The organism is Ciceribacter sp. L1K23 (assembly GCF_018122705.1).
Taxonomy (GTDB): domain Bacteria; phylum Pseudomonadota; class Alphaproteobacteria; order Rhizobiales; family Rhizobiaceae; genus Allorhizobium.
In genome coordinates, this window is record NZ_JAGRRC010000001.1 from 1575489 (window position 1) to 1601639 (window position 26151).

Annotated in this window: 26 protein-coding genes; 16 read left to right on the forward strand and 10 right to left on the reverse strand. The window is 64.4% G+C overall.

The annotated features are described in order from the left end of the window. The first annotated feature begins 138 nt into the window (after window positions 1–138). The 4 genes from J5J10_RS07330 (at window position 139) to J5J10_RS07345 (ending at window position 4125) form a co-directional block, all read left to right on the forward strand. On the forward strand, window positions 139–1467 hold the full coding sequence (locus tag J5J10_RS07330) for a peroxidase (protein ID WP_211929398.1): 1329 nt from the start codon (window positions 139–141) through the stop codon (window positions 1465–1467). Window positions 1468–1642: 175 nt separating this feature from the next. Continuing rightward, window positions 1643–2116 (forward strand): hypothetical protein, encoded by a 474-nt coding sequence (locus J5J10_RS07335; RefSeq protein WP_211929399.1) that lies wholly within the window; start codon window positions 1643–1645, stop codon window positions 2114–2116. Window positions 2117–2148: 32 nt separating this feature from the next. Beyond that, window positions 2149–3123, forward strand: coding sequence for a catalase family peroxidase (locus tag J5J10_RS07340; RefSeq protein ID WP_211929400.1), 975 nt, complete (start codon window positions 2149–2151; stop codon window positions 3121–3123). 72 nt (window positions 3124–3195) lie between these two features. Further along, window positions 3196–4125: a dienelactone hydrolase family protein gene (locus tag J5J10_RS07345; RefSeq protein ID WP_211929401.1), complete on the forward strand. Its 930-nt coding sequence runs from the start codon at window positions 3196–3198 to the stop codon at window positions 4123–4125. A 61-nt stretch (window positions 4126–4186) separates the two neighbouring features. On the opposite strand, the gene J5J10_RS07350 is transcribed toward J5J10_RS07345, so the two are convergent. The 3 genes from J5J10_RS07350 to J5J10_RS07360 all read right to left on the reverse strand — a co-directional run bounded on the left by J5J10_RS07350 (window position 4187) and on the right by J5J10_RS07360 (window position 7344). After that, the gene (locus tag J5J10_RS07350) at window positions 4187–4918 is read right to left on the reverse strand and encodes a hypothetical protein (protein ID WP_211931171.1); all 732 of its coding nucleotides are present in this window, start codon (window positions 4916–4918) and stop codon (window positions 4187–4189) included. Window positions 4919–5010: 92 nt separating this feature from the next. Then, on the reverse strand, window positions 5011–6318 hold the full coding sequence (locus J5J10_RS07355) for a hypothetical protein (protein ID WP_211929402.1): 1308 nt from the start codon (window positions 6316–6318) through the stop codon (window positions 5011–5013). Between the two features lie 129 nt (window positions 6319–6447). Beyond that, on the reverse strand, window positions 6448–7344 hold the full coding sequence (locus tag J5J10_RS07360) for a LysR family transcriptional regulator (protein ID WP_211929403.1): 897 nt from the start codon (window positions 7342–7344) through the stop codon (window positions 6448–6450). A 126-nt stretch (window positions 7345–7470) separates the two neighbouring features. Between J5J10_RS07360 and J5J10_RS07365 the strand changes: the two genes are divergently transcribed. From J5J10_RS07365 to J5J10_RS07375, 3 genes are all read left to right on the forward strand, one after another. Beyond that, window positions 7471–8118 (forward strand): NAD(P)-binding domain-containing protein, encoded by a 648-nt coding sequence (locus tag J5J10_RS07365; protein ID WP_211929404.1) that lies wholly within the window; start codon window positions 7471–7473, stop codon window positions 8116–8118. Beyond that, window positions 8115–8807 carry an SDR family NAD(P)-dependent oxidoreductase gene (locus tag J5J10_RS07370; protein WP_211929405.1) on the forward strand — a complete coding sequence of 231 codons (693 nt, stop codon included), beginning with the start codon at window positions 8115–8117 and terminating at the stop codon, window positions 8805–8807. The genes J5J10_RS07365 and J5J10_RS07370 overlap by 4 nt, the downstream gene beginning before the upstream one ends. A gap of 103 nt (window positions 8808–8910) precedes the next feature. Further along, entirely contained in the window at window positions 8911–9468 is a 558-nt protein-coding gene (locus tag J5J10_RS07375; protein ID WP_211929406.1) for a histidine phosphatase family protein, read from the forward strand. Between the two features lie 39 nt (window positions 9469–9507). Here J5J10_RS07375 and J5J10_RS07380 read toward each other — a convergent pair whose 3' ends face one another. Further along, entirely contained in the window at window positions 9508–10413 is a 906-nt protein-coding gene (locus J5J10_RS07380; protein ID WP_211929407.1) for a LysR family transcriptional regulator, read from the reverse strand. Between the two features lie 132 nt (window positions 10414–10545). Between J5J10_RS07380 and J5J10_RS07385 the strand changes: the two genes are divergently transcribed. Both J5J10_RS07385 and J5J10_RS07390 read left to right on the forward strand, forming a co-directional pair. Further along, window positions 10546–12120 (forward strand): proton-conducting transporter membrane subunit, encoded by a 1575-nt coding sequence (locus J5J10_RS07385; protein WP_211931172.1) that lies wholly within the window; start codon window positions 10546–10548, stop codon window positions 12118–12120. Between the two features lie 4 nt (window positions 12121–12124). Beyond that, on the forward strand, window positions 12125–14530 hold the full coding sequence (locus J5J10_RS07390) for a DUF2309 domain-containing protein (RefSeq protein ID WP_211929408.1): 2406 nt from the start codon (window positions 12125–12127) through the stop codon (window positions 14528–14530). Window positions 14531–14591: 61 nt separating this feature from the next. Here J5J10_RS07390 and J5J10_RS07395 read toward each other — a convergent pair whose 3' ends face one another. From J5J10_RS07395 to J5J10_RS07405, 3 genes are all read right to left on the reverse strand, one after another. Further along, window positions 14592–15611 (reverse strand): GlxA family transcriptional regulator, encoded by a 1020-nt coding sequence (locus J5J10_RS07395; RefSeq protein ID WP_348646448.1) that lies wholly within the window; start codon window positions 15609–15611, stop codon window positions 14592–14594. Window positions 15612–15790: 179 nt separating this feature from the next. Then, window positions 15791–16024, reverse strand: coding sequence for a hypothetical protein (locus J5J10_RS07400; RefSeq protein ID WP_208553633.1), 234 nt, complete (start codon window positions 16022–16024; stop codon window positions 15791–15793). Window positions 16025–16112: 88 nt separating this feature from the next. After that, entirely contained in the window at window positions 16113–16331 is a 219-nt protein-coding gene (locus tag J5J10_RS07405; RefSeq protein ID WP_211929409.1) for a hypothetical protein, read from the reverse strand. Between the two features lie 109 nt (window positions 16332–16440). Between J5J10_RS07405 and J5J10_RS07410 the strand changes: the two genes are divergently transcribed. Next, complete coding sequence (locus J5J10_RS07410; protein WP_208550882.1) at window positions 16441–17340, forward strand: LysR substrate-binding domain-containing protein; 900 nt, start codon at window positions 16441–16443, stop codon at window positions 17338–17340. Between the two features lie 47 nt (window positions 17341–17387). After that, on the forward strand, window positions 17388–17819 hold the full coding sequence (locus J5J10_RS07415) for a thioesterase family protein (RefSeq protein ID WP_349252047.1): 432 nt from the start codon (window positions 17388–17390) through the stop codon (window positions 17817–17819). Between the two features lie 19 nt (window positions 17820–17838). On the opposite strand, the gene J5J10_RS07420 is transcribed toward J5J10_RS07415, so the two are convergent. Beyond that, window positions 17839–18561: a pyridoxamine 5'-phosphate oxidase family protein gene (locus J5J10_RS07420; protein WP_211929411.1), complete on the reverse strand. Its 723-nt coding sequence runs from the start codon at window positions 18559–18561 to the stop codon at window positions 17839–17841. 76 nt (window positions 18562–18637) lie between these two features. Between J5J10_RS07420 and J5J10_RS07425 the strand changes: the two genes are divergently transcribed. From J5J10_RS07425 to J5J10_RS07445, 5 genes are all read left to right on the forward strand, one after another. After that, on the forward strand, window positions 18638–20047 hold the full coding sequence (locus tag J5J10_RS07425; RefSeq protein WP_211929412.1) for a PLP-dependent aminotransferase family protein: 1410 nt from the start codon (window positions 18638–18640) through the stop codon (window positions 20045–20047). Window positions 20048–20115: 68 nt separating this feature from the next. Beyond that, a complete protein-coding gene (locus J5J10_RS07430; protein WP_211929413.1) occupies window positions 20116–20427 on the forward strand; it encodes a metalloregulator ArsR/SmtB family transcription factor in 312 nt (103 codons plus the stop codon). Then, the gene (locus J5J10_RS07435; protein ID WP_211929414.1) at window positions 20424–20903 is read left to right on the forward strand and encodes an SRPBCC family protein; all 480 of its coding nucleotides are present in this window, start codon (window positions 20424–20426) and stop codon (window positions 20901–20903) included. Before J5J10_RS07430 ends, J5J10_RS07435 begins: the two co-directional genes overlap by 4 nt. 32 nt (window positions 20904–20935) lie before the next feature. After that, window positions 20936–21295, forward strand: a complete 360-nt coding sequence (locus tag J5J10_RS07440; protein ID WP_249116698.1) for an NAD(P)H-dependent oxidoreductase — start codon at window positions 20936–20938, stop codon at window positions 21293–21295. A gap of 261 nt (window positions 21296–21556) precedes the next feature. Continuing rightward, complete coding sequence (locus J5J10_RS07445) at window positions 21557–22516, forward strand: abortive infection family protein (protein ID WP_211929416.1); 960 nt, start codon at window positions 21557–21559, stop codon at window positions 22514–22516. A 110-nt stretch (window positions 22517–22626) separates the two neighbouring features. On the opposite strand, the gene J5J10_RS07450 is transcribed toward J5J10_RS07445, so the two are convergent. Further along, the gene (locus J5J10_RS07450; RefSeq protein WP_211929417.1) at window positions 22627–24660 is read right to left on the reverse strand and encodes an ASKHA domain-containing protein; all 2034 of its coding nucleotides are present in this window, start codon (window positions 24658–24660) and stop codon (window positions 22627–22629) included. A gap of 160 nt (window positions 24661–24820) precedes the next feature. Further along, window positions 24821–26151 (reverse strand): IS481 family transposase (locus J5J10_RS07455; RefSeq protein WP_211929418.1); only part of this gene is annotated, 1331 nt, incomplete at its 5' end.

A 26151-nucleotide genomic window follows, 5' to 3' on the forward strand; every position in this document is an offset into this window, starting at 1 on the left:
CATCGGCGCATTTCGAGTGTGATCGGATCCGGCAAAAACTGCTGGATTCCGGCAAGACGGACAACTGACCCGCACCTATTGAAGCCCTCAAAGACAACCAGGTCGAACGCCGCCAGGCGCTCTTTGAAGGTGAGAAACGTGTTACTTGAACTCGACGATATACAGGGGACGGTCCTGAACAACCGGCCGATGCCGTACTTCGGCGCCTATGTGGCTTTCAGTATTGACGATGCCGCCGCGGCGAAGACGATGTTGAAACGGCTCATTCCACATGTAACCTCGTGTGCCGACTGGGCAGCGCCGACCCAGCACGCCTGGCTCAACGTTGCCTTTACCTGGGAGGGCTTGCGGCGGCTTGGGCTTGCCCAGGATATTCTCGACGGGTTTCCGATCGAATTCCGCCAGGGCATGGCCGCACGCAGCGCGTTTCTTGGCGATGTCGGCCGCAGCGATCCCGCGCTCTGGGACTTTCCGCATGGCAACAACGGCTTTCACGCCGGCCTCCTGGTGATGGCGAGCACGGCGGAGGGACGGGATGACATGCTCGATCATGGCCGCAGCGCGCTCGATGGTCTTGATGGCATAGAGGTCGCGGCCCACCTCAATGTCGGCGTGCCTCCGACCATGCGCGAGCACTTCGGCTTCGTCGATGGCATCAGCCGTCCGTTCATCGAGGGGCAGGGCGGTGAGCCGCTTCCCGGACAGGGCAAGCCGACCAAGGCCGGCGAATTCATTCTCGGATACGAAAACGAACTCGGCGAACTGGCGAAGGGGCCGGGGCCCGAGGTGCTTTGGCGCAACGGCACCTATGCGGCCATCCGCAAGATCTACCAGGATGTCGCGGCCTTCAGGACCTATCTGCGCCAGGCAGCGTCGGACGTGGCGGGCGAGGAAAAGGTGGCGGCGAAGATGATGGGACGGTGGCGCAGCGGCTGCCCGCTAGCCCTGTCGCCCAATGTCGACGACCCGTCGATCGTCGCTGACCCGCAGCGCAACAATGCGTTCGCCTATTACGACGATGATCTCAACGGCGCCAAGACCCCGGTCGGCTGTCATATCCGGCGCGTCAATCCGCGCGATGGGCTCAACGACACCATGGCCTATGCGCGGCTGCACCAGCTTTTGAGGCGCGGCGCGGCCTACGGGCCGCTGCTGCCCGAGGGGGACATGAAGGACGACGGCGTGGATCGCGGCATCGTTCTTGCGCTGATCAACGCCAATCCGGGACGGCAGTTCGAGTTCGTCCAGTCGCAATGGGTCAACGATGGCGACTTCGTGTCCCAGGGACTGCGCAGCGACCCGATCGTCGGCCGCCGCGACCGGTCCGACGACTTCGCCTTTCCCGACAAGCCTGTGCGGCGGCGTCTGACCGGCTTGCCCGATTTCACCGCGACGCGGGGCGGCGAGCACGTCTTCCTGCCGAGCATTCGTGGCCTGCAATGGCTGGCCGACATGCAGGCCGAATGATGCCGGCCGAGACCGGGCGTCATCCGCCATCGCGGTTCGTCCGGTCTCGTCCAAGCATACCGTCCGCTGCGGTGCCATTGCCTCAGGCATGGCCCGAGGATGGACAGGTCAAGCAGAAAACCTCCCAAGCAACCGCGCTGTTCTGCTCAGCGCACACCACACTGGAGAATTGAGAATGTCCGATATTCAACACAACACCGCACGCCCCGGAACGAAGAAGGGCGTCTGGAACGAATTTACCGTGATCATGCCGCTGAAGCCCGGCGGAGCGGAGCGCATGCGCGCCGCCTTCGGCGGCTTCGACGAGGAGCGCACGAAGAACACCGACCGGATCGGCACCGTGCACGACCTGCGCTTCGTGATCTTCGACAACGATACCCGCTGCATCTTCGCCTCGACCTTCGACGGCGACTGGGAGACCTATATCGACGACTTCGCCACGATCATCCCAGATGAAATCGATCTGCTGTTCGCCGAAGTCGTCGATTATCCCGGCGTTCGCAGCCCCGCCATCAAGGACTTCATCGCCAAGCACCAGGTCTCGGCCATGGCCTTCTACGGCGCCTATACCGATGCCTCGGTCCGTGACGTCTGGAAAGCGCTGAAGATCCGCAAGGCACTCGACCAGATGCTCGACGCGGCGAACTGAGCCTGGCCCTCGAAAAAGATTGGATGACGGTCGTGAACAGTCAACAATACCGCCTCGCGTCGCAACTGGTCGATCTGCTGCATCGGCACATCGGCTTTTATCCGGGGCACCGGAGCGTCCATGCGCAGGGCCGTTACTATGCCGGCGTCTTCACCGCGACGCCGGAGGCCCGGCGGATCAGCCGTGCGGCGCACTTCCAGGGGCAGCCGGTGCCGGTCACGATCCGTCATTCCAACAGCCCGCTGGCAAACCCGGTCGGACCGGCGGATTCGGTGTCGATGGCCGTGCGTTTCTATCTGCCCGACGGGACGGCCACGGACCTGATCGCGCTGCCGATCACGCTGTTCTTTACCCGCACGCCGGAGGAGACGCTGGAACTGCTGACCATCGCCTTGCCGGACCCCGAGACCGGCAAGCCGGATATGGAAAAGGTCGGCCGCTTCCTGGCCGAACGGCCATCGGTGATGCATGCGGTCGGGCTGCGAAAGCAGCTCCCGGCCGCAGTCAGCTTCGCGCGGACCGCCTACCACGCGCTGCACGCCTTCCGCTTCGTCAATGATGCGGGAGACGCCGTCTATGCCCGCTATCACTGGGAGCCCGATGCTGGCGTCGCGACGCAGACGCTCGAAGAGCTGCGCAAGGAGAAGCCCAGCTATCTGTTCGAAGAACTCGAAGAGCGTCTCAGCCAGGCACCGGTCGGCTTCACGCTGGTGCTGGAACTCGCAGGCGATGGTGATCCGACCGACGATCCGAGCGCGCCCTGGCCGGAGGGACGGCCGCGGATAACGGTTGGCCGGCTCGAGATCACGCGTCCGACGACGCTCGAGGAGATCGGCGATCCGGTGATGATGCACGATCCGACACGCGTGACAGACGGCATAGAGCTTTCCGACGACCCGATCCTTGCCGCGCGTCGCGGCATTTACGAGGTCTCTGTTGCCCATCGTACCGGCGGCTGGAAGGGGCGTTCCGCGTTGCTCCAAAGGGGCGGTTGTCCGTTCGGCTGACCGACGCCGGCACAAGAGGTCTGTCGGGCGCGATCCGGCAGGCCGTCATCGACTGTTTTAAAGGGATATCCCGTGGGCACAGACACTCCCATTTTCCATCTCGGTCTTGAACCGAACGACCATGCGTCGGCAGCCGCGTCGGCTGAGATGCTCGTCATGACGCGCGTGTCGGCGCCGGATCAGAGCGGCTCCATGCCGCTTTATGCCGACTTGAACGAGCAACCGTCCGCAGAGATATGGGAGCGGTCGCCGCGGGGCGAGCTTTGGGTCCGCAACGTCACCGTCCCCACCTTGACGCCCGTCCTGCCGGCTCCCGGCACCGGCAATGGGGTCGCCGTCGTGGTCGCGCCCGGTGGGGCGTTCCGCGCGCTGTCGGTCGAGAACGAGGGCATGGCGGTGGCACGCTGGTTCGCGGACCGCGGCATCGCCGCCTTCCTTCTCAAGTACCGGCTTGAACCGACACCGCCGGACTCTGGCGATTATGCGGCGCTCATCGGAGAATTCCAGCGGCTGTTCGCGACGGGCGAGGTGACCATTAGCGATCTTGCGGTACCGGCCGTGGCTGTCGCGGATGGCCAGGCGGCGGTTCGCCTCATTCGAGACCGGGCTCTTGCGTGGAACGTCGACCCGGGTCGCATCGGTATGATCGGCTTTTCGGCCGGAGCGATGACCACCATCGCCGTCGCTATCGGCAGCCCGCCCGAGATGCGGCCGGACTTCGTCGCTCCGATCTATCCATCGATGCTTTCGGTCGACGTGCCAGCCGGCGCCCCGCCGATGTTCCTTGTCCTGGCGTCCGATGATCCTCTTTTCGGCGCGCAGGGTTACGGCCTCGTCGACTCCTGGAAGAAGGCCGGTTCAGCTGTCGAATTTCACCTGTTCGAACGTGGCGGGCACGGTTTCGGGATGCGTCAGCAGGAGGTCACGTCCGACCTATGGCCCCTCCTTCTCCAGGCGTGGATGCATATGCGTGGCTGGGCGCCGCCGACGAGAGCGACATAACGGTTCTGGACATGAAGCCGGGAAGCAAAAGCACGTAAGGCCTCCCTTCCGCCGGCCTCTGTTATTCCACCTGCTCCGCCGTCGCCAGCGGTTCCGTGGTCAGCCTGAAATCGGCCATTTCCTCGCGTGTCAGATAATAGAGACGGTCGGGCGGGGTTTCGAGCGCGTTGAGCCAGAGGCCGCTTTCGATACCCATGTCGTCGAGATGTCTCGCGATGCGGGCGGTGGTGTTCTGGGCCGACGACATGGCCTGTTCGGGCGAGGGGCGGTCCTGGCCGGCGTTGAAGACCTGGTGGACGCCGAGGATGGCGTCTTCCTCCGCCTCGCGGGCGACGCCGCCGGCGAAGATGAGCGGGCAGGAGGAGGCGCAGAGCGCTCGAGTGGCGACCTTTGTGTCGAGACCCGTCTCGCGGATCAGTCTCGACATCGCCAGCGCATCGTCGACGGAGCCGCCCGGCGAGTTCAGCGAAACGGTCTTCACATATTCGCCGCGTGCCGCAATCTCGTCGGCGAAGCGGGTGGCAGCGCCCGGATCGATCGATCCCTCGGCCTTGAGCACGCCGCCGGACAGAAGCTCGAAGCGCATCGGCTGGCGGAGTGTTTCGCGCGGCGTTTCCGGCTCGACTGGCGGAGCCTGAGGCACACCCTCCGTCAGCGCCGGTGGCAGCACGGGGGCGTCCGTCGTCATCGGATCGTGGCCGGGCAGCGTTGCATTCGCCTCGCGCATTTCCCTGATATCGATGACGAGGAAGGCGCCGGCGGCGACGAGAAGCGCGAAGAAGGCGCTGCGCATCAGGAGGCCGTCGTCGGCGCTGACGATGGCGTTCTTCAGGCGCGTGGCGAGCGATGCAGGCTTGGCTTCGTCGGGTTTCTCGTCGGGGCTGTTCACGCGGGCGGCCCCTTGCGCGGGGCCTTGGCGGCGGTGTCGAGGCTGGTGATGTTGGAGTCCGGGCGGGTGCGCTCGTCGTCGGTCTCGGTCGCTGCAAGGGCCTGCTCGACGTCCAGACCCTGGCGGGCGAGTGCACGCTGGACCTCCAGCGCCTCCAGAAGCTCGGCGGCGGTGATCCTCTGCGCGAAGGGCATGCGCTCTTCCTGGCGTCTTATGGCGCCATGGACGACGGCAAGGATGAAGACCAACACGGCGGGAAGCAGATCGATCGAGATGGCACCGGCCCAAGCGGGGATAAAATCGGCGGCATACCGCAGGACGGCTTCTGCGGACGACAGCGGCACGAAACGTCGTTCGGCGACCGGTTCGCGTGCCAGAATGTCGTCGGCAGCCTGGGAGAGCACCTGCGACTGGGCCGAGACCGAAGCGCGGATGGTCTGCATCACCTGGTCCTGGCGGTCGGCGAGATCGGCGGCACGGCCATCGGCGACGGGCGCGATAAAGCCGAGCGAGAGGTCTTCGGCCGCGCGCTTGACCGACGGGGCAATCGAGGTCTGTTCCAGCGAGGTGATGACGCCCGAGAGCGCCACGACTTCGGCCGAGAATTCGTCGCTGCGCGGGGCGATGGCGCCGGGGGAGGAGACCAGCGTGCGCATCGTCTCCAGGTGGCTCCGGCCCTGATCGAAGAGGGTCGTGACCCGTTCGCGCGAGGCGGTGATGCCGGTTTCGAGCTCGTTCAACTGTGCCGACATCTGCGAGAGGAGTTGCACGACGCTTCCCGAACCGGTGGTGCCTGTCAGCGCGCCGTTCTGCCGCTCGTCCTCGGCGAGCCGCGCGAAACGCTCCGATGTGCGCTGGATATCAGGCAGCAGGCTCTGGGCGGCAAGCGCATTCTGGTGGGCCCGGTCGAGATCGGCGGTATAATCCTCGACCGTCTCGGCGAGATGCTGCTCGAGCGCGGCGGAACCGGCGAGCGCGGCGGCATTCAGCCAGCTCGACATGGCGATGATCATGGCGCAGCCGAGCGCCATCACGCCGATCATGGCGCCGCGCCCCGCCGCGCCCGTCACGTGCGGATAAAAGCGGGCCATGTAGGACCAGAAGGCGTAGATCGCGACCGAGACGGAGGCGGAGTAGATGATGGCGGCAAAGGACACCGCTGTCGGCGAGCCGTCCAGCAGGCTGCGCACGCCGAGATAGGTGTAGACGCCGGAGGCGAGCGCCAGGACGGCCAGCGCGAAACGGGTCATGGTTTCGACGGCTAAGACGCCATCCTGCAAACGATGCGATGCGCCCAGCGCCATGGAGACCTCCGACAGGAATGAATTCTTAACACATCCTGAAGAAGGGGGCGAAATGAAGGCTGGGGCGGTGGTTCCTGTCGATCGTACGCCGACGTCCGGTCAGCGGCCGGGTTCCGGATGGGGCCGTCCTTATCGCAACACGTCCAGGATCCGACTTCGCAGCCAGGCGAGATCGGCGGCGTTGGAATTGCGGCGCATCCATTCCATCGTCAGCGAGAAACCCGGAACCGAAAGCGGCAGCTCCATTGCCCGAAGATCGAATTCGCGGGTGTAGATCTCGGCCAGGCGACGGCCGCAGGTGAAGATGCCAAGCCCCTCCGCGGCGGCGCGGGCGCTGGTGTCGAAGGTCGGGCAGACGAGCGAGACATGGCGGCGGTGGCCGAGCGCCTCGAGTGCGGCGTCGACATTGCCCGCGACGCTGCCGCGCGGCGATGTCAGGATGTGGTCGTGCGCGAGATAGGTCTCCAGATCGGCGCTCCCCTGCGCGAGCGGATGGCCCGGGGCAACCACGGCAACGAAATCCTCGGGAAACAGGGTCGCAGAGACAATCGAGGCGAGGGGACGCCAGGCGGAGCCGATGAAAAGGTCGAGGCGCCCCTGGTTTAGCGGCGTTTCCTCGTCAGGATGGGAAACGGGCAGGATTTCCAGCCGCATGGCGGGGGCCTCGCGGGCGACGACAGCGGCAAGCCGGACGCCGGCAAAGGCTGTCGCATAGGCATCCATGCCGACCCGGAAGGTTCCGGATGCACTGCCCGGATCGAAGGCCCGCGTCGCCGCGAGCGCGGCCTCGATCGTGCCAAGCGCCGCCGCGATTTCCGGCCAGAGCGCGACGGCGACCCGCGTCGGGATCATGCGATTGCCGCGCCGTTCCAGGATCCGGTCGCCGAGCGCCTTTCGCAGCCGGTCAAGGGCATTTGAGGTGCTGGACTGGGTGAGGCCGAGTTCTGCCGCGGCGGCGGTGACGCTCTCGTACCGCATCAGCGCGTCGAAGGCGCGCAACAGGTTGAGGTCGAGGTTGGACGTCACGGGGTCACGGCTCCGGTTATTGATGATGTCAATGAATGATATCGCATCGGGGCCTGTTCTCAATGTCTTAGTTCGGTCCGATATTGGTGGGGAAAAGAGGTTTCGACGTCACGAAGGAGAACGCAGATGAAAATTTCCGTCATGGGCACGGGCATGGTGGGGCAGACACTGGGCGGGAAGCTTTTGACGCTCGGGCACGATGTGATGCTGGCGGGACGCGAGGCGGACAATGAAGCGGCCCGCCGCTTTGTCGAGAGCCATCCGGGCGCACGAACCGGCGATTTCGCGACAGCCGCGCGGTTCGGCGAGGTGGTGATCTTCGCGGTTGCCGGCCAGGCCCTGCTGGCGGCGGCGGCAGCGTGCGATCCGGCCGATCTGGCGGGCAAGGTGGTGATCGACGTCACCAATCCGCTGCAGATGGTGCCCGGCGGCTTGCCGACGCTCGATCCGGCGTTGTCCAACACCACGTCTGCCGGCGAGGCGCTGCAGGCGGCCCTTCCGCAATCGCGGGTGGTCAAGACGCTCAACACGATGACGGCGCGGCTGATGGTCGATCCGGCAAGGGTGCCCGGTCCGCATGACGTGTTTCTCTGCGGCGATGATGCAGACGCCAAGGCGGTCGTCGCCGAGCTATTGCGGAGCTTCGGCTGGATGGAGCCGGTCGATCTCGGCGGGATCGCCAGCGCGCGGGGGATGGAGGGGCTGATGCCGTTCTGGCTGCGCATGATGCAAAAACTCGGCACCGCCGATTTCAACTACCGGATCGCCCGATGAGCGGCCGAAAGGTAGCGGTGATCACCGGCGCCGGTCGGGGGCTCGGTCTGGAAACCGGCCGCCGGCTGGCGGAGCGCGGCTATCGCGTCGTGCTCACAGGTCGGCAGATGGATGCGGTTAAGGCGGCAGCGACCGGGATCGGCGACGATGCGCTCGCTGTGGAGCTCGACGTTTCCTCCGATATCTCGGTAGCGGCGGCGTTCGACGCGATCGCGGCGAAACACGGGCGCGTCGATGTGCTGGTCAACAATGCCGGGCGGCTCTTCGTCGAGCATTCGCAGGGTCTTCATACGGACGCCTCGGTATTGGCACAGGCGATCGACAACAATGCGCTCGGCGCCTGGCGGACGACGCAGAAGGCGCTGCCGATCATGTCCGCGAATGGCTTTGGCCGTATCGTCAACGTGTCATCGGGCATGGGCGCGTTCGGCTCGCTGGCGACGGATACGGTCGCCTACCGGCTGTCGAAGACGGCGCTCAACGCGATCACGGTGATCAGCGCAAGCGGTGCGGGTCCGGGGATCAAGATCAACGCCGTCTGCCCGGGCTGGGTGCGGACGGACATGGGCGGATCCGGCGCGACGCGTAGCCTGGAAGAGGGCGTACGCGGCATTGTCTGGGCCGCTACACTGCCGGAGGACGGCCCGACGGGTGGCTTTTTCCGCGATGGCCGACCGATCGCCTGGTGAGGGCGACCGTCCGTAGCTCGCGATCAATTATTGTGAGTGCCTTGAACCATCGGCGCGTCCCGGTCGTAGACGTCAACGACACGACACGACAGGGAGGCTCGACATGTTTCTTCGACGGCAATTTCTGGCGGGATCGGTTCTCCTGCTGGCGGGTGGGGCGCGGGCGGCGGTCGATCATTGGGCGGAATTGCGATCCGGGCGGGCGGTGATGTTGCTGCGGCATGCGCTGGCGCCAGGCACGGGCGATCCGCCGGGTTTCCGGATCGGGGCGTGCGAGACGCAGCGCAACCTCTCCGACGAGGGGCGGGCGCAGGCGGGTCGGATCGGCGACCTCTTCCGGGATAACGGCGTCAGCGCGGCGGCGGTCTATTCCAGCCAGTGGTGCCGGTGCCTCGATACGGCGGAGGGCCTGGCGCTCGGTGATGTTACGGAGCAGCCGCTGCTCAATTCCTTTTTCGGCAATCGGGAGGACGGCGAGGCGCAGACGCAGGCGCTCGCGGCGTGGATGGCGACGCTGCCGACGAGTGGTCCTGTGGTTCTCGTCACGCACCAGGTCAACATTACCGGGCTTACCGGGATCGTGCCGGCCAGCGGCGAACTGCTGTTCGTGACGCCGGGCGCGGCGACACCGCTTCCGGTCATCGGGCGATTGACGTCCTGATCGGCAAGGATCGTCAGGATGCGGCGGACGCTCGGCTATTTAGCGCCTGGAGCGGGTAGCAGTGTCGCGGGCCAGGCTGGTTTCCAAAAGCGGCTGGATCAGCGGGTTGGGGAAGCGGCGCTTCACGGTTACGGCATAGAAGGATTCAATCATGCCCGGCAGGGCATCGAATTCCACCAGCGTGCCGGCCTCCAACTCGCCCTTGACGACAATCGGAGGGAGGACGGCAAGGCCCGCGCCCTCGCGCGCCAGAAGACGCATCATCGCCATGTCGTCGACTTCCGCGGCTATCTGCGGTGTGATGCCGAGACGCGCGACAAGGGCTTCGAACTGTGAGCGCACGCCGCTTTCGAGCGTTGGCAGGATGACCGGGTGTTCCCCGAGCAGATCCGCCAGCGTCGCGCCCGGTTTGCCGTAGGACGGCTGGCCGATCAGGCTCACCCTCTGCTCATAGAGGTGCTGGGCGATGAAAGGCGTCATCGCGTCGGCCATTGGCGCCTGGTTGAGGAGGACGATGTCGAGGTTCAAGGCTTCGAGGGCACCCAGAAGTTCGCTGGTGCTGCCCGAGCGCAGGATCATGTCGACGTCCGCGCGACCGAGGATCGGCCGCAGGAACTCCATCTGAAAGTTGCGGGATAGCGTTGCGAGCGCGCCGATGCGGATGGCGCGGCGGGTTCTGCCGGTTTCCTTGAGCGTCTCGACCAGCTCCTCGCCGGCGGAGAAAATCGTGTCGGCGTGGTCAAGCGCGATGCGGCCGGCTTCCGTAAGATAGAGTTGGCGGCCGCGACGCTCGAACAGCGCATGGCCGAGCCGCTCCTCAAGCTGCTTGATCTGGATGGACAGGGCCGATTGGGAGAGATTGAGCCGTTCGGCGGCGCGCGTCAGGTTGCCGTCATGGGCAACGGCGCGAAAGTAGCGGAGGTGATGGTAGTTCAGCTCGAACATAGTTCTATTTTATAGAACGAATTTAAAGAAACAATGAATTTTTCTTGTGATCACGCAGCTGTTACAGGTCTGTGACATTGTCGCTGCCGCCTCCCAAGCAGCGGCCCAGCCTGGAGACTTCCCGTGATTCACATGCTGCCGCTTCTCGCGCCGCTGCTGCTTGCCGGCGCCTCGCTTCATGCCTTCAGAGCGCCGGGCCTGCGCCCGCGACTTGCCATCCGCATTGCGGAACTGGCTGCCCTCGGTTCGATCGTCGTTGCCATCCTGTCCGGTGTGATCCTCTACACCCATGGGCCTGGAACCAGCCCCGCCATCGGCTACAGCTACTTCGCGCTTGCCTCGCGGCTCGACCTCGTCAGCCTTGTCATGCTGCTGCTCGTCTCCTTCATCGGCTGGGTGGTGCTGCGGTATGCCGGCACCTTCCTTGATGGTGAAGCGCGGCAGGGGCCGTTTACCGGCTGGATGACGGCGACACTTGCCGCGGTCCTGCTGCTCGTCCAGTCAGGCACGCTGATGCAGCTCTTCATCGGATGGGTTGCGACGAGCCTGCTCCTGCATCAGCTGCTGCTCTTCTATCCGGAACGCATCGCTGCCCAGCGGGCCGCGCGCAAGAAGTTCATCGTCTCCCGCACCGGCGATGCCGCGCTGATCGGCGCCATCATCCTGCTCGCCGTCTCCTTCGGTACCGGCGACATCGCGACTATTCTTGCGGCCGCGCGGGAAGGCGAGGGACTGCCGATGACGATTGGCGCGGCATCCCTCCTTGCCGTCGCGGCGCTTCTGAAATCGGCGCAGTTCCCGACGCATGGCTGGCTCACCGAAGTCATGGAGACGCCGACGCCGGTCTCGGCTCTCCTGCATGCGGGCGTCGTCAATGCCGGCGGCTTCCTCTTGATCCGCTTTGCCGATGTCATGCTGCAGGCGCCGGTGGTGCTCGCGGTGCTGGTCATGGTCGGCGGCTTCACGGCGCTCTTCGGCAGCCTGGTGATGCTCACCCAGTCGGCGGTAAAGACCTCGCTCGCCTGGTCGACGGTGGCCCAGATGGGCTTCATGATCCTGCAGTGCGGCCTGGCGCTCTTCCCGATCGCGCTCCTGCACATCGTCGCCCACTCGCTTTACAAGGCACATGCCTTTCTCGCCTCGGGTTCGGCGGTCGAGACGGTCGCCTCGATCAAGCGTCCCGGTCCTGTCGCGATCCCGGACGCCAAGGCTGTCGGACGCGCCTTCCTGCTGGCGCTTGTGATCTATGCCGTCATCGGCGTGCTCTTCGGATTTGCCGACAAGCCGCCACAGGCGCTCGCGCTTGGTGCGATCCTGATTTTCGGTGTCGCGTATCTCATCGCGCAGGGGCTGGCCGATGCCGCGCCTTGGGCACTCACCTGGCGCACCTCGCTCTATTCGGCCTCGGCTGCTACGGCCTACTTTGCCCTGCAGCGCATTTCCGACAAGCTGATGCTCGGCACGCTGCCGGCGACACCGGAGCCCGGGGCGCTCGAATGGACGCTGATGCTGCTTGCGGTCGTCACCTTCGGCGTCGTTGCCGTTGCCCAGTCGCTCTTCCCGCTCTGGGCCTATCATCCGGCGGCGGCGGGCCTGCGCGTCCATCTCGCCAACGGCCTCTATGTGAATGCCCTCTTCGATCGCCTGCTCGGTGGCTGGACGCTGCCGCGCTCTACCGCCGCAACGCCTGCTTCCGTGAAGGAGTGAACCGATGACCGAGATGACCACTATCGACACCTTGCATGGCGATGCGCTTTCCCGGGCGGCCGATCAGGCTGTACGGGCGATCCCGCCGGCCTGGCCGCTGACGGCGACCGTTGCCGTCAATCCTTTCCTGGGACAGATTAGCGAAACGCTCGACCAGACGGCCGCCCGGCTCGGCCGGATCGGTGGCGTCCGGCTCGCATTGCCGCGCAAGCACTACGCCGACTTGATCGCCAAGGGCGAGATCACGGACGAGGATCTGGTCAACGCGCTTCAGGCGGGCAGGGTGGCAAGCCTGATAGACCTGCCCGCGTTGAAGGCAGCGGTCGCGAACGAGCCAAAGCCGATCGAAGCACTCCCCACGATTGCCGAGCTTGCCGCAAAGGCCACCGGCAAAGACTGGCCGGGGCTTGTCGCCGAGCGGATCGGAACCTTTGCGGCCGGTTTCTTCGATCAAGGACAGGCGCTCTGGGCGGCTTCGCGGCGCAACGGGCTCTATGCCGCCTGGCGCGCCTATGCCACCCATGACCTGACGCCGGAAATCATGGGGTTAAAGAGCTTCAGCATCCATGTCGACGAAACGCCGGAGACGCCAGAAGGCGCGATCGAGCGGGCGGCCGGGTCGCTCGGTCTTGGCGCCGAACCTGGCACCTATTTCCATCAGTTGCTGCTGACCGTCGGGGGCTGGGCGCAGTATGCGCGCCACATCCAGTTCAAGGCGGAGGTCGAGGGGCGCACCGACACCACGGCGCTTGAATTGCTCGCCATCCGGCTGGTCTTCGAGGAGGCGCTTTACGCCCGGAACAAGACAGCGATCAAAGGCGAATGGCAACGGGTGCGGCGGAGCCATGCCGAGCCGGCCAGCCCTGACCTCGACACCGTCATCGACGGGCTGCTCCAGGTGGCGGCCGAGCGGGCGGCGCAGCGCAAGCTTGCCGCAAAGCTTGCGGCACCCTCGACAATCAAGGTCGCCGAAGTGCGGCCTGTGTTGCAGGCGGCTTTCTGCATCGATGTGCGCTCGGAGGTTTTCCGGCGCGCGCTCGAAAGCGTTGATCCAGGCGTTCGCACGCTTGGCTTCGCCGGCTTCTTCGGTCTCGGCGCCAGCCACAACGGGTTTGCCTCCGACGTGGCCGAGCATCGTCTGCCGGTTCTCCTGACGCCCTCCGTCTTCAGTTGCAGCGCTGTCGATCACGACCATGATGCCGACCGGCAGGCGCGGTTCAGCGCTCGCGCGACCCGCGCCTGGGGCCGGTTCAAGCTTGCCGCCGTTTCGTCCTTCGCCTTTGTCGAAGCAATGGGTCCGGTCTATGCCGGAAAGCTGTTGCGGGACGGGCTCGGATTCGGCAAGGGCAAGGGGTTGGACGCGGCCAAGCCGCGCTTTGCTCCAGGCCTGGACCTCGATACGCGCGCGGTCGTCGCTGAAACGGTGCTGAGGGCGATGTCCCTGACGGACGGATTCGGTCGCTTCGTGCTGATCGCAGGTCACGGGGCGAATGTGGTCAACAATCCCTATGCCAGCGCCCTTCACTGCGGCGCCTGTGGCGGGTATGCGGGTGACGTCAATGCGCGGCTGCTGGCCGATCTGCTGAATGATCGCGCCGTGCGGGAAAAACTGGCGGTGAACGGGATCATCATCCCGGCCGACACCGTCTTCCTCGGCGGCTTGCATGATACGACGACCGATAGGGTGACTCTGTTCGAGGACGACCTTGAGGACGACATCCGGCCGGAAGACATCGTCCGCATCCGCCAGTGGCTGGCCCAGGCGGGCGGCCTGACGCGGGCGGAGCGGGCACGGCGTCTGCCGAGGGCGACATCAGAGGGTATCATTGCGCGCAGCAAGGACTGGTCGGAAGTGCGGCCCGAGCTCGGGCTTGCCGGCTGCCGCGCCTTTATCGCGGCGCCGCGTGCCCGGACAGCCGGCCGGTCGCTGGAAGGGCAGGCCTTCCTACACGACTATGTCTGGAAGAAGGACGAGGGCTTCAATATCCTCGAACTGATCCTGACGGCGCCCGTTGTCGTTGCGAGCTGGATCAGCCTGCAGTATTTCGGCTCGTCGGTTGCTCCTTCACTCTTCGGTGCCGGCAACAAGCTCTTGCACAATGTCGTCGGTGGCATCGGTGTCGTCGAGGGGAATGGCGGCAATATGCGCGCCGGGCTTCCCTGGCAGTCGGTGCATGACGGCGAGAATTTTGTCCATGAGCCGCTACGGCTGACGGTTGCCGTCGAGGCACCGAAGGAGGCGATCTCAGACATCCTGACGCGGCATGCGCAGGTTCGCGCGCTCTTCGACAACGGCTGGCTGAGCCTCTTCACGCTCGACGAGCATGGGCGGATGGAATGGCGTTATGCCGGTAACCTGACATGGGTCCCGGTGTCTGGCGCAGCACCGACGCTGGCTGCGGCGGAATAGGCACGGATATGGGCTGTTCCTGCGGTGGCGGCGCGGAACGTGCCGCCACCCGCCACGCGGTTCAGACCACCACGCCGGTCCGGTTGGTCGACTTGATCAGCTTGCGCTCGGCGCGCTCCTGCTGCGGCGAGCGGTTGTAGAGCTCGCGATAACACTTGGAGAAGTGCGAGGCGGAGACGAAGCCGCAGGCGACGGCGACCTCGACGACCGGCATCGACGACTGCACCAGCAGATGGCGGGCGCGGTCGAGGCGGATTTCGAGGTAATAGCGGGCGGGAGAGCGGCCCATTTCCTGCCGGAAGAGCCGCTCGATCTGTCGACGCGACAGGCCGGCATCGTCGGCGATCTCGAGCAGCGACAGCGGCTCGGCGAGATTGCTCTCCATCAGCTCGATGATCTGCAGGACCTTGGAGTTCTGGACGCCGAGGCGGGCGCGCAGCGGCAGTCGCTGGCGGTCGTGGGCGTTGCGGACGCGGTCGGTGAGGTGCTGCTCGCAGACCCGGTTGACGAGACCCTCGCCGAAATCCTGGCCGATCAGGTTCAGCATCATGTCCAGCGAGGCGGTGCCGCCGGCGCAGGTGTAGAGATTGCCGTCGACCTCGTAGAGATCGGCATAGACCTCTGCCTGCGGGAAATGCTCGGCGAAGCCGGGCAAGTTTTCCCAATGGATGGCGCAGCGCTTGCCGTTCAGCAAGCCGGCTTCCGCCAGGACGTGGGCGCCGGTGCAGAGCGAGCCGATCGCGACGTTGCGGTTATAGGCCTCGCGCAGCCAGGCGTTCACGGACTTGTTGTGGAATTCCTCGACGTAGATGCCGGAACAGACGATCGCCATGCTCGGGCGGTTCTCGCCGGTGAGGAAACGGCGCTCGTCGGCAAGGGCTGTGTTGACCTCGATGCCGATGCCGGAGGAGGAATAGACCTTCTGTCCGTCGACCGAGGCAAGCCGCCATTCATAGGCCTGGTAGCCCAGCATGCGGTTGGCGATGCGCAGTGTCTCGATGGCGCCGGCGAAGGGCAGCAGCGTGAAATGCGGGACGAGGAAGAAAACCAGTGAGCGTTTCTTGGACGGTGTCTTGTTCATGGCGAAGCCCATACCCGCGTTGATACGACATTCCTTGCTTGGAACGTGTCGGCTCGGTAGTCCAAGAGCGACATTAGCATGGAAATCCGCGCCGGATTAGGGCAGCGATCGGCAAAATCGCGACATTTTTTTAATGACGACGGCGCGCGGGTGCGGCGCGCGCCATCGGTCCGTGTTTTTCACATGCGGGCGAGACGGCCGCGTGGCGACCGGCGATCATCGGCGGCGGCGCTCGGCCAGCCAATATCCTTGCAGATATCCGCCGGCAGGGAGGCGATCAGCCGCTCGGTGCGACGGTTGAGACGCCACACGCGGAAGGCGTTTATGGCATCCGCGATAAAAGCGAGAGAATCGGCGACCTTGCGGCCGTGCGGTTCCCGCAGGGCATCGGAATGGAGTGGAGCATAGGTCATGGCATTTCACCTCTCGTAACGGTCCGGCGTATCGGACGGGATCGATATGCGCTTTGGCATTCTATCAATCAAACGAATGTTTCTTATATTATTCATCACTTTCCGTGATGCGATTTCGCCCGCGTGGCTGCGTGCCAAGCGGTGCAACGTCGTCCAGCAGGTGTGCCGGCAGGCGTGACAGTTCGTCAGACGTCGCTTTTCGACCAGTCGCCGACCAGGGATCGAAGGTCGAGGACGTGGGTCGCAATCCGGACAGGGCGGCGGCAAGCGACGCTGTCAGGCCCGTGGATGCGGGGATCATGATCATGGTTGCTCTCCTCTCTCGGTTGTTCAGGAGAGAAGAATGCGCCCTGATTGACATTCAATCAAACGCAATGATATGGTCTTATGGTTCAATAAAACTGATGGTGACGGTCATGACCCTCTCGTTCCGCCAGCCGCTTCCGCTGCTCGACAACGACGTTCTGAGAACCTTCGTCGCGATTGCCGAAAGCGGCAGCTTCTCGACGGCGGCCGACCTCGTGTTCCGCACCCCTTCGGCCGTCTCCATGCAGATCAAGAAACTGGAGGAGCAGCTCAATACGGCGCTCTTCCTGCGCGACGCGCGGTCGGTGCGGCTGACGGCGGGCGGCGAGACGCTGCTTCCCTATGCGCGGCGCATGCTGGCGCTCTCCAACGAGGCGGTCAGCCGGTTCCGGATGCCGGATATGCAGGGCGTCGTCCGGCTCGGTGCGCCCGACGACATCGGCGAGCGGTTCATGCCGAACATTCTGCGCCGGTTCGCGGAGGTCTTTCCCTCGATCATGGTGGATCTCACCGTCGACACCTCGGGCGCGCTCAGACGGCGGCTGCAGGAGCAGCGGCTCGATCTCACCCTCGTCAATTGCTCGCCGGGCGTGACCGCGCTCGACGGCGAGGTGGTGATGAAGGAGCAACTCGTCTGGGCGGGCGCCAAGTGCGGCACGGCACATCTGCGCGAACCCCTGCCAGTGTCGATCTGGGAGGATGGCTGCTGCTGGCGGGCCGATGCCCTGACGCGACTCGACAAGGAAAAGCGGGCCTACCGGATCGCCTACCTCTCGGCCCACACGATGGCGCAGCGCGCCGCCGTGATCGCCGACCTCGCGGTCGCGCCGCTGCCGCGCAGCTACCTGACCGACGACATGACGGCGCTCGGCTCGCGCCAGGGTCTGCCGGAACTCGGCGCGTTTGAAGTCAGGCTGCTCAGAAGCGAGACGAAGAGCGAGCCGGTCGAGGCTGTCGCCGACAGCATCCGTTTCGCCTTTTCCGAGATGTCGGCGCTCGCCGCCGCCTGACCGGTTTTCCCGACAGATATTCGATGACAGACAGACCCGGAGGGACCGTGGACACGACACCGCGCCTTGAGGATTTTCCAGGACGTTCCTACGACAAGCTGCGCTACGGCGACACGGATCGCCAGGGCCACGTGAACAATGCCGTCTTCGCGACCTTCATGGAGACGGGCCGCGTCGAACTCGTCTACAGCGGCGAAAAACCGCTGCTGGAGCAGGGCTTTTCCTTCGTGCTGGCCAAGATCGACATCAGCTACATCGCCGAGGTTTTGTGGCCGGGCACGGTGGAGATCGGCACGCGGGTGGCGAAGGTCGGGAATTCCTCCGTCACCATGGAGCAGGCGCTGTTCCAGAACGGCACCTGCCGCGCGACCGCGACGAGCGTGGTCGTGCATTTCGACGAGACGACGCGGAAATCGCATCCGTTCGGCGAGGCGCAGCGGGAGGCGATGCGGCGATGGATGGCGGCGCCAACGAGCTGAGCGCTCGATCGCAGTCACATCACAGCGCCTCGTACCTCTCTTGCGCCTCGGTCAGGACTTCGTCCAGCCGGCGGCCTTCGCGGTGGCCGGAAAGATGGTCGGGGAAGGAGACGCCCGGCGGGACATGCGGCGAGGTTTCGGGGCTGCCCAGCACCGTGCTGACCGGGATGATGCCGGCCCAGACGGGGAGGGCGAAATCGGCTTCGTCGTCGCCGACCTGGCCGGTGCGGATCTTCGCGGTCGCCTCCTCGATCTCCATGCCGATCACCATCGTCGCCTTCACTTCCTGCGGCTGGTCGGCACGCATCTCGGCGGCGCGGCCGGGATAGAAGCGTTCGACGACGGCTTTGAGCGCGTTTGCCTTCTCTTCCGGATCGTCGAGGATGCGGGCGGTGCCGAAGCACATGGCCGAGCGGTAGTTGGCGGAATGGTGGAAGCCGGAGCGGGCGAGCACCAGGCCGTCGAGATGGCTGACAGTGAGGCAGACGGGCGTGCCGGTTTTCAGGTGGCGCAGCATGCGGCTTGCCGAGGAGCCGTGCCAGTAGAGACGGTCGCCGTCGCGCCAGTGGATCGTCGGCGTGCAGTATGGCTGGCCGTCGATGACGTAGGCGACGTGACAGAGAAGTGCTGCGTCGAGGATCGGATAGATCGCGGCGCGGTCGTAGCTGCCGCGCTCGTGCAGGCGTTTCACGCGGCTTCTGGGCGTGACGGGGAAGGTTTCAGGCTTCGGCTGGTCGTTCATCGGTTTCTCGCTTGCGTCAGAGGCTGATGTCCGTCAGAGCTAGCGAAACCCATTGGTCTGAAACAGGTCCACTTTCATGGCTAAATCGCGAACCAATCATCCCGACTGGTCGATCTTCGTGCCCGTTCTTCCGGAGAAGGGGCCGCGACCGCAGGCGCTTTACGCCGAGATTCGCCGACTGATCGAACAGGGGCGGCTTCCGCCCGGCTCCAAGCTGCCGACGACGCGCGATCTCGCCGCGCGGTTCTCGCTGGCGCGGGGCGCGGCAGTAGTGGCCTACGAGATGCTGGTGGCGGACGGGTTCGCGGAGGCGAGGGTCGGGGCCGGGACCTATGTGGCGCGCGTAGTGCCATCCATCGGCGGCCTCGTGGTCCGGGAGCGGAAGCGGCCCCCGGAACCATTAGGACCGCTGCCCGGCGCGCTCGGCTGTTCGACCGCCGACGAGACGACGATCCGGACGTTTCGCACGCTGCTCAACCGGCACCTGACCCAGCCCTCGGCGCGACACTATCACTATGGCCAGCCGGCGGGCGGGGAGGATCTGAGGATCGAGATCGCCGCCTATCTGCGCTCGGCGCGCGGCGTGCGCTGCGAGGCCGACCAGGTGATCGTGACCTCGGGCACGCAGCAGGCGCTCGATCTGGTGATCCGCTCGCTGCTTCAACCCGGCGATCCTGTCTGGATCGAGGACCCGTGTTATCCGATGGCGCGGGCGGCATTTTCGGCTGCGGGTATGCGGCTTGCCGCCGTGCCCGTCGACGGGGAGGGGCTGGACGTCGCGGCCGGCGAGCGGCTTTCGCCGGATGCGCGGGCGGTCTACGTGACGCCGTCGCACCAGTTTCCGCTCGGCGTGACGCTGACGATGTCCCGGCGGATGGCGCTGATCGACTGGGCGCGCCGCAACGGCGCCTTCGTCATCGAGGACGACTACGACAGCGAGTTCCGGTTCTCCGGCCCGCCGCTCACTTCGCTGCAGGGAATCGATGGCGATGGCCGGGTGATCTATATCGGCACGTTTTCCAAGACGCTGATGCCGGGATTCCGGATCGGCTATCTGGTGGTGCCGCGTGCGTTGGTCGGGCGGGTGCTGGAGGTGCGGCAGCTGACCGACCGGTTTCCATCGACTCTGTTCGAGAGCGCGCTCGCCGAGTTTTTGCGCGACGGGCATTTTGCGTCCCATGTGAAGCGGGCAAGGCGTCGGGTGAGGGTGGCGCGGGACGCTGTGGTCGAGGTGCTGCGCGGCGCGGGTATCGCGGTCGACGCGCCGGAGCAGGGGCTGCACATGGTGGCGGAGGTGCCGACTGGCGGGAGCGATGTGGAGCACGTCGCGGCGGCGGCGGACGCGGGCTTCGGTCTCAGGGCCTTGTCGACAATGTATCACGGCGACGAGACGCGGCAGGGGCTGGTCATCGGCTTTTCCGGTTTTCCGGCGGAGGTACTGGCGTCAGCGGCCGGACGATGGGCAGCCGGTCTGGCAAGGCGTTGACGCAGACACCGTCTCATAGAGCGAAAATAGCTGTTGCAAATACCATAAGTTTGAACTTATCATAAGCTATGACTTATCCGAAGGCCCTGATAACCGCACTGGCGGACGATACGCGGCGGCAGCTGTTCGAAAGGCTGGCGACAAAGCCGTCATCGGTGGCGGACTTGGCGCGGGCGCTGCCCGTGTCGCAGCCGGCGGTGTCGCAGCATCTGAAGGTGCTGCGCGAGGCCGGCCTGGTGACGCATCACGAGGAAGGACGCCGGCGCATCTATGCGATCGACCCGCAGGGGCTCGGCCCGTTGCGCGCCTGGCTCGATCAATTCTGGGATCAGCAACTGGCCGCCTTCAAGCAGGCGGTGGAACGAGAGGACGAGACATGACGGTCGGAATGATCAGCCCGGCGCCGGTGCGGAAGGTGTTCACGGTCCAGGCATCGCAGGAGAAGGCGTTCGACGTCTTCACGGCTCGCATGGGGGACTGGTGGCTGAAAAGCCATACGATCTCGCCGGCCGGACAGAAGGCCGTGGTGGTGGAGCCGTTCAGCGGCGGACGCTGGTACGAGATCGGCCATGACGGCAAGGAATGCGAGTGGGGCAAGGTGCTCGACTACAGCCGGCCGGACCGCCTTGTGCTCGCCTGGCAGATCAGTGCCGAATGGGCCTACGATCCGCAGCTGCTGACGGAGGTCGAAGTGCGTTTCGTCGTGGTTTCGGCATCTGAGACGCGGGTGGAGTTCGAGCATCGCAAGCTCGAGAACTACGGCATGGTCGCCGACAAGGTGCGCGAGGTTCTGGGCTCCGAGGGCGGCTGGACCGGACTGCTGGCGGCGTTCGAGAGTGTCGTCTCGGCCGGATGATCGCAGTCCCGCGCCCGGCTCAGAATTTGGCGTTGGCGCTGGCGGCCCAGATGGCGATAAACGGGCGGAGCATCTCAGCTGCGCCGGCGCGGCTGAAATGCCTGATCGACCGCGTCTTCCTGCCGGGCGTCACCTTCCAGCACATCGAGGGCAAGGCCCTGCCGAAGCCGCTGATGACGGGGCGCAAGGCGCGGGTGGTGATCACCTCGGATACGCCGATCTTTTTCCTCAAATGGATCTACGGCCATGGCTGGGTGAAGGTGCTGCGGCGGCATATCCTGGCGTTTTGCGGATTCGGGGATTTGAAGGTGAAGTGTTTTAGTCTGGTGCGCGGGGCGAAGGCGGGGGCGCTGGAGAGGATGGTGGAGCGGGCGCCGGGGATTTTGGGATGAGAGCGCGGTATGCCCGGGTCGGAAACGGAATCTTGCGCGGCTTATGATTCAAAAATACAGACAACAATCAAGAATGGTGGTCAGGGGTCGGCCCAAAGCAGCCGTAGCGACTGTCCTATTTTTGTCCTGTTTATACTCCTCGGTCCTTCCTCTGGTGATCAATTGATCCAATTGCAATTCATGGTTCAGGAGGACTCAAAGCTAACTTTCGTTCTAGTATGATTCTGTCGCGAATCCGAAATAGGTAAATATTCATAGTATATGGCTGAGGATACCGAACATCTTTCTTCTGAGATCATGCACCCTCTCGATACATCTTTTCGGGAGAATTTTATCGGGCCTAGATATAAGGCGCATCGAGATCAGTGGGATAAGGCGAACGACAGGCTCCTTGATGACCCGGATGGGGCGCTAACTGCCGCGCGAACTTTGCTAGAAACAACGTGCAAGCAGATCCTTGATGATCTGAAAATGGTTTATGATCCCGCGGCGGAGTTACCGAAACTCTACAATATAGCTTGCAACGCCTTGGGCACGGCTCCTGGCACCCAGGTTGACCCAGCATTTCGTGCGGTTTTCTCGTCAACTTACCAGATAGTTCGATCAGTTTCAGAGATCAGAAACAAGTACGGAGACGCACATGGAATTGCCAGCGGATCCGTCCGACCTTCGAAAGCGGATTCAGAATTGGCAGTTCATTTGGCTGGCGCAGTCTCTTGCTTTCTTGTTCGCCGGTACGAAAGTCATTTGAGCGCCACTCGTCGTCTCACAGCGGACGGTCAAGCGATCCTTTGGTTCGACAAATCTCTTGTTTGGAGGCTAGTGGACCACGCCACGAACTCGCCTAAAACTGCTCTCTGGTACGGCGAAGATGTTGGGCGTTGTCTTATGTTGGTCGGCGACGCAGGCATATATTTGATGAGTAACGGAAGTCCGCAAATACTATTTGATGGCACCCTCGCGAAAAAGAAACGCTTTGCCCCACTAAGGGCGTTAGTCGCCACAGCAGAGGGCTGTGATGCTTCTGCGGATTTCGAAGCATGGTGGCCCATTCATAACGCAATTGACAACGGGAACGATTTTTCGCTGCCGATCCCCGTAGAGGAATTCCGCAGCGCACTTGAAGGGGCTCTGCTTTCAATCATAATTATCGCGGATCCTGACCGATACATAATTATGAGTGATGTTCAATTCGAAAGACAGTTTGGCTCGACTAGTTAGGGAGTTGGGTCTCGACGGTTTCCTTGCTTGGCCGATGTCGAAGCAGTTCAACGGTTCGGAGGAGCGGAAACTCTTGAGGTGCATAGCGGGCTAGTAGAGCCTACATCCTCCTACTCCCGCGACCGCCGTCTCCTCCGCCCGCCGGCCTCACCGTCCCCCTCCGCCAACACCTTCCGCTCCGGCAGCGTCACGACGCTTGCGAGTTTCGGGAAGGGATCGACCTTGTTCGGCAGCGCCATGGCGTCGATGAAGAGTTGCTGGAAGTGGGGCTCCAGCGCCGTCTCGATCTTCTCGATGCGGGTGACGGTGTCTTCGATCTCGCGGCGGTAGTCGCGGTTGAGGAGGGCCATGAGGGCGCCGGTGCCGGCGGCATTGCCGACGGCCTTGACCTCCGCGAGGTCGCAATCGGGGATCAACCCTAAGACCATCGCGTATTTCGGATCGATGAAGGAGCCGAAGGCGCCGGCGAAGCGGATGGTGTCGACGGTTTCGACGCCGAGCTTTTCCATCAGGAGCTTGATGCCGGCATAGAGGGCTGCCTTGGCGAGCTGGATGGCGCGCACGTCGTTCTGCGTCACCGTGATCTTCTGGGCGCCGTCATGCAGGAGGTAGGAGAAGGTGCGGCCGTTTTCGAGGATGCGGTGGCTTTTCGCCGCCATTGCACCATCGACGACGCCGTCGGCGGAGATCACGCCGGAGAGATACATTTCGGCGACGACCTCGATGATCGCCGAGCCGCAGATGCCGGTGACGCCGGTCTTTTCCGCGGCTTCGGCAAAGCCTTCCTCATCCGACCAGGGCTCGACGCCGATGACCTTGAAGCGGGGTTCCAGCGTTTGCGCGTCGATGCGGACGCGTTCGATGGCGCCGGGGGCGGCGCGCTGGCCGCAGGAGATTTCGGCACCTTCGAAGGCAGGACCCGTGGGGGAGGAGGCGGCGACCGTGCGGGTGCTGTTGCCGAGCACGATCTCGGCATTGGTGCCGACATCGACGAGCAGCATCATCTTGTCCTGGCGGTGCGGACCTTCCGACAGCGTGGCGCCGGCGGCGTCGGCGCCGACATGGCCGGCGATGCAGGGCAGGCAATAGACGCGGGCGCCGTGATTGATGGCGAGATCGATTTCGCGCGACCAGGTGTGGACGGCGCCGGAGACGGCGAGCGCAAAGGGCGCCTGGCCAAGCTCGGTCGGGTCGATGCCGAGGAAGAGATGGTGCATGATCGGATTGGCGACGAAGACGGCGTCGAGGATGTCGTCCGGGTTGACGCCGGCTTCCTTGCAGACCTTGACCGTCAGCTCGTTGATCGCCTGGCGCACCGCCTTGGTCATGGCCTCGCGCCCATCGGGGTTCATCATCACGTAGGAGACGCGGCTCATCAGGTCTTCGCCGAAGCGGATCTGCGGGTTCGACGTGCCGGAGGAGGCGATGACGCGGCCGGAGAGCAGCGAGACGAGATGCATGGCAATGGTCGTCGAGCCGATGTCGCAGGCGATGCCATAGGCCTCGTTGTGGAGGCCCGGCCAGAGTGCGATCATGTTGGGGCGCGAGGTTTCCAGATCGCGGTGGATGGCGGCGGTCACGCCCCAGTTGCCCTTGCGCAGCGTCTTCTGGACATCGGGCAGGAGATGCTGGGCGACGAGAATGTTCTGGAAGCCCCAGTCCTTTTCCAGCATCAGGTTCAGGCGGTCGAGATCGCCGAGCGGCTTGTGCATGTCGGGTTCGTCAACCTCGACATAGCAGAGCTGAATGGCCGGATTGCGGTCGAAGGTGCGATCGGTGGCAGCCTTGCGGATCACCTGGGCGTTGACGACGGTGTCCTGCGGCACGTCGACGACGAGGTCGCCGAGGATCTGGGCCGAACAGGAGAGGCGGCGTCCCTCGGGGATGGTGCGGACTTCCGCGTAGCGCCTTTCCTTCGGGCCGACCGGGGAGATGTGGTCGTTGGCGGAGACGATCTGGTGCTTGGCGAAATTGCCTTCCTGCACCTCGATCTGACAGCGCCCGCAGGTGGCGCGGCCGCCGCAGACGCTTTCGACATAGACGCCGAGCGAGCGGGCGGCTTCCAGCACCGTGGTGCCGGTCGGGAACCGGCCGCGCTTGCCGGAGGGCATGAAGAGGACGAGGTGGTCGGCGGCGTCGGTCATTCAGGGTCTTTCGGTTTCAAGGGACGTCTCCCTCTTACGTGTTGTCGTGTCCGAGGTGGCTACCCCCCTCTGTCACTTCGTGACATCTCCCCCACAAGGGGGGAGATTGCAGTTGCGCGCTCGCCCACACTCGCAGGACTGTCCGGACGAAGCGGGTTGACTAACCGATCTCCCCCCTTGTGGGGTAGATGCCCGGCAGGGCAGAGGGGGGCGTGTCGTCGGAGTTCCTGTCGACAACGGGGCGGAAATCGAATGTCACCGGAGCAAAGCCGGACAGGTCATACTCAGAGAGGTCCGCGCTGGACACGAACCTCTCCGCGTCTTCGTCGCTGGTGAAGATCGGAAGAGGCTTCTTCATCTCCATTCGCCTTTCTCCGTTACTCCGTTGCTGCACCACCGCCGACGCGGGCTGCACGGCCGCCGCGGCGGCCGCCGCCGGCTGAGGCTGCGGCAGGAGCGGGTGCCGCGGCCGCCATGGCCGCCCCTTGAAGGTGACGTAAGCCTTTGTGGTGCTGACACGTCTGACGATCTCGCCCTCATCGTAGATGGGCTCGGGAAGTCTGGCAGGAAAGTTTCGTGTCGATGGCGTGTAGCGGGTTGCGGGGGCGACCATGGCGATGGCCTCATGCGGTCTGTGATGGTTGTAAAGGTCGCGCCAACGGTCGAAAGCGCCCTGAGCCTGCTTGAGATTGGAAAACGAAGCGAAGGCCAGGACCTCTGCCTTGAGGCTGCGGTGGAAGCGTTCGTTCTTCCCGCGCCCCTGTGGATGGTAAGGACGGGCATGTATGAGGTCTATGCCCAGCTTGAGGAGCCACACGCGCAACCGTGTCCAGCCGCCGGGAACTCCGGTTCCCCATGGATTTCCATTGTCGGTATAGATCGCCATCGGCAGACCGTGACGTTGCAGGATGGGTTCAAGTCTGTCGCGGACCGTCAATGTGCGCTCGTCGGTACAGGCTTCGATCCCGATGGCGAACCTGGAATGATCATCGATAATCGTGAGCGGATAACACCAATCGCCCGAGACGAGCTGAAAGCGGCCCTTGAAGTCCATCTGCCAGAGTAGATTGGGCGCTGCGCGCTCGAACCGACCGAACGCCGGCCCTGCACCCGCAAGTGTCGTGATACGGTCGTGCCGAGCCAGAATGGCATGAACCGTCGATGCGGATGGCGGATCGAGCCCGGCATTTTGCAGTAAGCGGGCAATCTTGCGCGCACCCCATGCAGGATGGGCATCGCGCACCTCCAACACCGCCTGCTCCAGCGATGCTTCCGTGCGGCGCGGACTGTGATGCGGGCGGCGCGAGCGATCCTGTGGCGGCTCGCCGGATCCAAGCCGCTTCAACCAGACATAGCCCGTCTGCCGACTAATCCCGAAGCGTCTACACAACTGCGAGACATTCGCCCCTTCAAGCTCGGCAAGGCGGCAGAACTCTAACCGTTGATCCACCACGGACTTCGTCTCCCAAGTCATCGCCACCTCCCAGAATC

What these genes read in the sequence shown, in the direction of transcription:
- J5J10_RS07335 (WP_211929399.1), top strand. Translation starts at nt 1,643, where the DNA reads ATGTCCGATATTCAACACAACACCGCACGCCCCGGAACGAAGAAGGGC.
- J5J10_RS07400 (WP_208553633.1), bottom strand. Translation starts at nt 16,024, where the DNA reads ATGACCTATGCTCCACTCCATTCCGATGCCCTGCGGGAACCGCACGGC.
- J5J10_RS07385 (WP_211931172.1), top strand. Translation starts at nt 10,546, where the DNA reads ATGCTGCCGCTTCTCGCGCCGCTGCTGCTTGCCGGCGCCTCGCTTCAT.
- J5J10_RS07380 (WP_211929407.1), bottom strand. Translation starts at nt 10,413, where the DNA reads ATGTTCGAGCTGAACTACCATCACCTCCGCTACTTTCGCGCCGTTGCC.
- J5J10_RS07375 (WP_211929406.1), top strand. Translation starts at nt 8,911, where the DNA reads ATGTTTCTTCGACGGCAATTTCTGGCGGGATCGGTTCTCCTGCTGGCG.
- J5J10_RS07405 (WP_211929409.1), bottom strand. Translation starts at nt 16,331, where the DNA reads ATGATCATGATCCCCGCATCCACGGGCCTGACAGCGTCGCTTGCCGCC.
- J5J10_RS07390 (WP_211929408.1), top strand. Translation starts at nt 12,125, where the DNA reads ATGACCGAGATGACCACTATCGACACCTTGCATGGCGATGCGCTTTCC.
- J5J10_RS07445 (WP_211929416.1), top strand. Translation starts at nt 21,557, where the DNA reads ATGGCTGAGGATACCGAACATCTTTCTTCTGAGATCATGCACCCTCTC.
- J5J10_RS07395 (WP_348646448.1), bottom strand. Translation starts at nt 15,611, where the DNA reads ATGAACAAGACACCGTCCAAGAAACGCTCACTGGTTTTCTTCCTCGTC.
- J5J10_RS07350 (WP_211931171.1), bottom strand. Translation starts at nt 4,918, where the DNA reads ATGCGCAGCGCCTTCTTCGCGCTTCTCGTCGCCGCCGGCGCCTTCCTC.
- J5J10_RS07410 (WP_208550882.1), top strand. Translation starts at nt 16,441, where the DNA reads ATGACCCTCTCGTTCCGCCAGCCGCTTCCGCTGCTCGACAACGACGTT.
- J5J10_RS07450 (WP_211929417.1), bottom strand. Translation starts at nt 24,660, where the DNA reads ATGACCGACGCCGCCGACCACCTCGTCCTCTTCATGCCCTCCGGCAAG.
- J5J10_RS07425 (WP_211929412.1), top strand. Translation starts at nt 18,638, where the DNA reads ATGGCTAAATCGCGAACCAATCATCCCGACTGGTCGATCTTCGTGCCC.
- J5J10_RS07365 (WP_211929404.1), top strand. Translation starts at nt 7,471, where the DNA reads ATGAAAATTTCCGTCATGGGCACGGGCATGGTGGGGCAGACACTGGGC.
- J5J10_RS07355 (WP_211929402.1), bottom strand. Translation starts at nt 6,318, where the DNA reads ATGGCGCTGGGCGCATCGCATCGTTTGCAGGATGGCGTCTTAGCCGTC.
- J5J10_RS07420 (WP_211929411.1), bottom strand. Translation starts at nt 18,561, where the DNA reads ATGAACGACCAGCCGAAGCCTGAAACCTTCCCCGTCACGCCCAGAAGC.
- J5J10_RS07435 (WP_211929414.1), top strand. Translation starts at nt 20,424, where the DNA reads ATGACGGTCGGAATGATCAGCCCGGCGCCGGTGCGGAAGGTGTTCACG.
- J5J10_RS07370 (WP_211929405.1), top strand. Translation starts at nt 8,115, where the DNA reads ATGAGCGGCCGAAAGGTAGCGGTGATCACCGGCGCCGGTCGGGGGCTC.
- J5J10_RS07430 (WP_211929413.1), top strand. Translation starts at nt 20,116, where the DNA reads ATGACTTATCCGAAGGCCCTGATAACCGCACTGGCGGACGATACGCGG.